Source organism: Cupriavidus sp. 05N40, assembly GCF_056397305.1.
Window position 1 is genome coordinate 1 of sequence record NZ_JBFTND010000327.1, and the last position, 5,126, is coordinate 5,126.

Genomic DNA, 5,126 nt, shown 5'->3' on the forward strand with positions numbered 1-5,126 from the left:
CCCGCTGGTCCTGGCCGCCAGCGGCCTGCAAGTGGTGGCGCAGTGCTGCGGCCTCTATGCGGCGGCCGCGCCGGGCAGCCCGGTGGCGGACCCGAACGCCGAGGCATTGCTGCTGCTGCGCCTGTTGCCCGCGTTCGTGGCCATCCTCGCGGGTCTGGCCGCCTTCACCCTGATGACCATGGAAGGCATGCTGGCGGCACAGGAGAAACAATCCCGGCTCGACGCCCTTACCGGCCTGCTCAACCGCGGCGCCATCGACGCCGCGGCCATGGTGCTGTCGGCCGAATACGCCCGCCACGGCCATCCGCTGAGCTGCCTGGTGATCGACATCGACCGCTTCAAGCGCATCAACGACAGCAGCGGCCACCGCGCCGGCGACTTGGTCCTCCAGCAGATCGCCAGGGTCCTGGCCGAGACCCCTCGCGCCACCGACCTGGCCGGCCGCTACGGTGGCGAGGAATTCTGCGTGCTGTGCCCGCATACCACCGAAGCCGACGCCGTGCTGCTGGCCAACCGCATCCTGCGCGGCATCCGCGCCATTGCCCTGCCGCCGGAAATCGGGGGCTTCGCCAGCGCCAGCATCGGCATCGCCCAGATCCACGACGGCCAGGGCGGCGGCGCGGCGGCGTGGGACTGCCTGTTCGGCTGCGCCGACCGCGCCTTGTACGAGGCCAAGCGGCGCGGCCGGGGCCGCGTGCTGAGCGCGTCGTCGCTGGAAGCCCCTCCATCGGGCTGCGGGCCCGAACTGCGCCTGCCGGCGCGCCGAAGCCTGTCATTGAGCCTTGCCATGCGTGGCCACCGGCACTTGCGGAAATCGCAAGACTGCCGGTCCGCCGGCTAGAATCCTTCCCTGCATGCGCGTACGGACCCGCCCGCGGTCCGTATCGAAACCATCCAAGGAGATCCCGAATGAAGGCTGACAACATCCTGCAGACGATTGGCAACACACCGCATATCCGCGTCCAGCGGCTGTTCGGCGATACGCATCAGGTCTGGATCAAGTCCGAGCGCGCCAATCCGGGCGGGTCGATCAAGGACCGTATCGCGCTGTCCATGGTCGAGGCGGCCGAACAGGCGGGCCTGCTCAAGCCCGGCGGCACCATCGTCGAGCCGACCTCGGGCAACACCGGCATCGGCCTGGCCATGGTCGCCGCGGTCAAGGGCTACAAGCTGGTGCTGGTGATGCCCGACAGCATGTCGGTGGAACGCCGCCGGCTGATGCTGGCCTACGGCGCCACCTTCGAGCTGACCCCGCGCGAAAAAGGCATGAAGGGCTCGATCGCCCGCGCCGAGGAGCTGGTGGCAGCCACGCCGGGCGCGTGGATGCCGCAGCAGTTCGAGAATCCCGCCAATATCGAGGTCCACGCCAGGACCACCGCGCAGGAGATCCTGGCGGATTTCCCGCAGGGCATCGACGCGCTCATCACCGGCGTGGGCACGGGCGGCCACATCACCGGCTGCGCGCGCGTGCTCAAGCAAAAGTGGCCCCAACTGAAGGTATATGCGGTTGAACCGGTGGCTTCGCCGGTCATTTCCGGCGGCGCGCCCGCCCCGCACCCGATCCAGGGCATCGGCGCCGGCTTTATCCCGCGCAATCTCGATACCGCGCTGCTCGATGGCGTGATCCAGGTGGACGCCGAGCCGGCACGCGAGATGGCGCGCCGCGCCGCGCGCGAGGAGGGCATGCTGGTGGGCATCTCCTCCGGCGCCACCCTGGCCGCCATCGCACAAAAGCTGCCCGGGTTGCCGGCCGGTGCCACCGTGCTTGGCTTCAACTACGACACCGGCGAGCGCTACCTGACGGTAGAGGGATTTCTGCCGGCCTGAGCGGAATCTTCCGCCGGCGGCATCGCGCCCGGTGAACCATACTAAGACGGACCGGCAGCYGCGCGCAGGCATGCGCTGCCACTTCATCGGCCTGACTGATTCGCCGACGATCCAATACAGGCGGCAACGCCGGCTTGCCAGTGCAGGCCGGTGCCGCCGCCGGCACAAGGAGCAGAAATGACCATACCTAGTTATGACGTTGCCCGCCTGGCGTCCCTTGCGGTACGGCTGGCCTTGTCATCGGGGCTGTCGCACGAGGAGATGCAGGCCGCACTCAGCCTCGCTGCCACGATGATCGAGCAGGACGAAGACGCCACCCCCGACGACAGCGCGGCGGCCAAGGCCATGCATGCCAAGGTGACGCGCACGATCCACTGAAGGCTTGCGCCGGCAGGCCCCCTCACTCAAGCCAGCGCTCCCGCCCAGTAGAGTTCGGCCGCCGCCAGCACTGCGTGCATCTGCGTGGTGTGAGCCAGGCGGAAGGCGTCGTCGTAGACGGTCTGGTCCGGGAACTCCGTGACCAGCATGAACGGCACCGTGGAGCGATGGTCCTCGACGATCATGCAGGGAATGCCGTTGAGCACCGGGAACGGCACCGCGCCCGCGTGCGCGGCCCAGGTGGCGAGCTGCCGCGCGTTGAACGCGGCCAGCTCGGGCGACGTCGCCAGCTGCGCGGTGAGCGCCTGCATGAACGCCAGCGCCTTGTCCTCGCATCCGCCATGGTGGCGCAGGATCAGGAAGAATCCCTTGGGAATGGTCCAGGTTTCGAACCCCGGAGGGACGTAGCCGGTCAGCGGGCGCGTCCACTCGTGGGCAGGATAGCCGTGCAGGCTCATGTGCAGCCCGGCGCCGGTGCGCTCGGCCGCCTCCAGCCGGACCGCCTTCTCGCCGAACGGCTCCGCCGTGCGCGCCTCGAGGTCGTCGCCCAGCGCGGTGTAGCGGGCGGCGTGCGACATATGGCGCGGATTGTCCTCGCGCAATTGCATATGCAGGGCCGCGCCATCCGGGTTCTCCAGCCCGATCACGGCGAAGTTCGCCTGCTCGCGCCGCCTGAGCACATGCGCCGCGCGCAGCGCGCCGACCACGCCGGAGCTCTCGTTGGCGTGCTGGCCCCCGGAGATCACCAGCCCGGGCAGCGTACCTTCGATATGCGTGCCGTGGACCGCGCGCCCCTGCGCGGATTCCACGCTGAAGCGATGGCCGCCCAGCGCATGCATCTCGACGGCAACCTCGTCCGGTGCGAGCGGGCGGGCGAGCGCGGCCAGCGCTTCGGCGGACATCGGCTTGCGGCCAGGCCCGGGCAGGGGCAGCTGGTGCGGCAGCACTTCCACGCGCACGCGCGTGGCGCCCTCGCCCGCGTGCACATCGGGGACGATCTGGCCCGGCTGCAGGGTACGGTCGCCACGCGGCAGGCCGGCGCAGTCCTGGAAATACTCCAGCACCGAGAAATAGAGATCCTCATGCAGCGCCTCGCGCGTGCTGATGCATTCGTCCTGGTATGCCAGGCGGCGTTCGATGCCGCCGGTGGCGATGGCGACGTGCAGCACGTCGAAGTACGGCGCCTGCGCGCGCCAGCCGTGCGCGCGGATCGCATCCATGGCCGCGGCGAATGCGAGCTCGTATTCCGTCGCCAGCGGCGTGTCCTCGACCAGCTCGTCGCCCCGCCACACGCGCAGCCATCCGCACGGCGCGCCCGAGGTCGCGCGCGGCACGAACACGCGGTGCCGCCCGCCGCCGGATTCGACCACATAGTGTCCTTCGTCATCGCCATCGACCAGGCGCAGCTTGTCTTCGGGCAGCAGGCCGGCCAGCGGATAGGCTTCGAGACGCAAGCGCTGCGCGTCCTTCGGCGTGGCGGCCGCGGGCAGCCGCACCGTCACCGTGCGCGCGGCGCCCGCCAGTGCGTCCAGGTCCTGTTCGTCGAGAAAGAAATGCAGCAGCGGCTTGTACGCGCTGCGGATCTCCGCCACCACGCCGGCGGCGGCAAGTTGCCGCACGGCCTCGAGACGCGCGGGGGCGTCCTCGAACACCCAGGCCTGCACGCGCGCGCCCGGCGTGGCCGCGAAGCGTTCGACCAGCGCATCGAGAGTGCGCGCGAAGGAAGTGTTGAGCAGGAGGATAGTCATGGCGTGACCGGGGCCCGAGGGCGATTGGTGTGCGGTTGGAATGCGACCGGGCCGCGGCGGGGATGAGACCTCGTCACGCGCCGCACGGCCGGCTGGAAGCAGGAACGGGTCACATTATAGAAAAGGCGGCGCGAACGCGCCGGGGAGCCTCCGCTTCGCATCGGCTCGTGCACATTTCCTTACAACCCGGACACACGCCCGCGCCGCACCATGGCTAAGCTGCACCGTTGTGCAAGCGCTGCCTTGCCTGTCAGAAGGAAAGTCCGCATGAACCACACCCGTTCGAAGCCGCCCGCGTGGCACCGCGCGCCGGCGTGCGCCCGCTGCCGCATCGGTCCCGCCGCGCCGCGCACGGCCTTTGCAGCGCGGCGACGGCAACTGCAATGAAGTGGTCCACCATCGTGCTGGTCCTGCTGGGCTGGCTTGGGACCTGCGCCGCGGCGGGATGGCTGGTGATGGCGTTCTCCGGGCTGTTGGCGCGATGAATTCGTGACGCAAGCCTGCCGCGCATGCCACCGCGCGCGCCCTGCCAGCACCATTACACCGTTTCCGCCCGCCATTTCCGCCCGCCATTTCGTAACCGCGTATTTCAGCCGATACGCGTGGACCGCCCGGGATCGTCTCCCGGGATCGTCCCCGGAGATCCCCTCCGTACCTGACCACCGCCGGCCCGTTTGCGCCAGGCAAGGAGAGAACATGTACGATCGCACCGCCGCCCTCCGGCGCCCCCCCGCCGCTGCCCATGCAAGCCACGCCGCGCACGCCGCCCGTGCCGCGGGCGAGTTGCTGATGTCCGATATCGGCCCCCTCAAGCTTTGCCGCAACTGCGACGAATACTGGCCCGCCGACGGCGAGTTCTTTTCGCGCGACGCGCGGCGCCGCGATGGCCTGGAGCATGTGTGCAAGGCCTGCCGCAAGGAACAACGCATTGCGCGCTAAGGGGCGCCGCCCTTGTGCATGTATGCGCCCTCGTGCATGTATGAAAACTGAAGGCCGCAGACAGCCAGGACCCGGCCTGCACGCGACTGGATGGCACCGAGAGCGGCCTTATATCCCCTTGTTATGACTGCGTTTTTCAGCCTTACCCTAGGGTTTTCCCGGGCAATAACGCAAAAATGCCACCGGAGCACGATGTTCGTTTTGTCCTTTTAATGGTTCGTTCTGTCTATTCCC

5 protein-coding genes are annotated in these 5,126 nt (G+C 69.0%); 4 read left to right on the forward strand and 1 reads right to left on the reverse strand.

The annotated features are described in order from the left end of the window. The 3 genes from AC1DO7_RS39240 to AC1DO7_RS39250 form a co-directional block, all read left to right on the forward strand. The coding region (locus AC1DO7_RS39240; protein ID WP_477117416.1) for a GGDEF domain-containing protein at positions 1–841 on the forward strand (841 nt) is incomplete at its 5' end. A gap of 68 nt (positions 842–909) precedes the next feature. Next, the gene (gene cysK, locus AC1DO7_RS39245) at positions 910–1,827 is read left to right on the forward strand and encodes a cysteine synthase A (RefSeq protein WP_441611977.1); all 918 of its coding nucleotides are present in this window, start codon (positions 910–912) and stop codon (positions 1,825–1,827) included. A 177-nt stretch (positions 1,828–2,004) separates the two neighbouring features. Continuing rightward, positions 2,005–2,205 carry a hypothetical protein gene (locus AC1DO7_RS39250; RefSeq protein ID WP_441611975.1) on the forward strand — a complete coding sequence of 67 codons (201 nt, stop codon included), beginning with the start codon at positions 2,005–2,007 and terminating at the stop codon, positions 2,203–2,205. 26 nt (positions 2,206–2,231) lie between these two features. Here AC1DO7_RS39250 and AC1DO7_RS39255 read toward each other — a convergent pair whose 3' ends face one another. Next, positions 2,232–3,953, reverse strand: a complete 1,722-nt coding sequence (locus AC1DO7_RS39255) for a hypothetical protein (RefSeq protein ID WP_441611974.1) — start codon at positions 3,951–3,953, stop codon at positions 2,232–2,234. Positions 3,954–4,649: 696 nt separating this feature from the next. Here AC1DO7_RS39255 and AC1DO7_RS39260 point away from each other — a divergent pair. Beyond that, positions 4,650–4,892, forward strand: a complete 243-nt coding sequence (locus AC1DO7_RS39260) for a hypothetical protein (protein ID WP_441611973.1) — start codon at positions 4,650–4,652, stop codon at positions 4,890–4,892. Positions 4,893–5,126: the final 234 nt, after the last annotated feature.

Excerpts from the sequence above, each read along its gene's own strand:
- cysK (WP_441611977.1), top strand. The coding sequence starts at position 910 with ATGAAGGCTGACAACATCCTGCAGACGATTGGCAACACACCGCATATC.
- AC1DO7_RS39250 (WP_441611975.1), top strand. The coding sequence starts at position 2,005 with ATGACCATACCTAGTTATGACGTTGCCCGCCTGGCGTCCCTTGCGGTA.
- AC1DO7_RS39255 (WP_441611974.1), bottom strand. The coding sequence starts at position 3,953 with ATGACTATCCTCCTGCTCAACACTTCCTTCGCGCGCACTCTCGATGCG.
- AC1DO7_RS39260 (WP_441611973.1), top strand. The coding sequence starts at position 4,650 with ATGTACGATCGCACCGCCGCCCTCCGGCGCCCCCCCGCCGCTGCCCAT.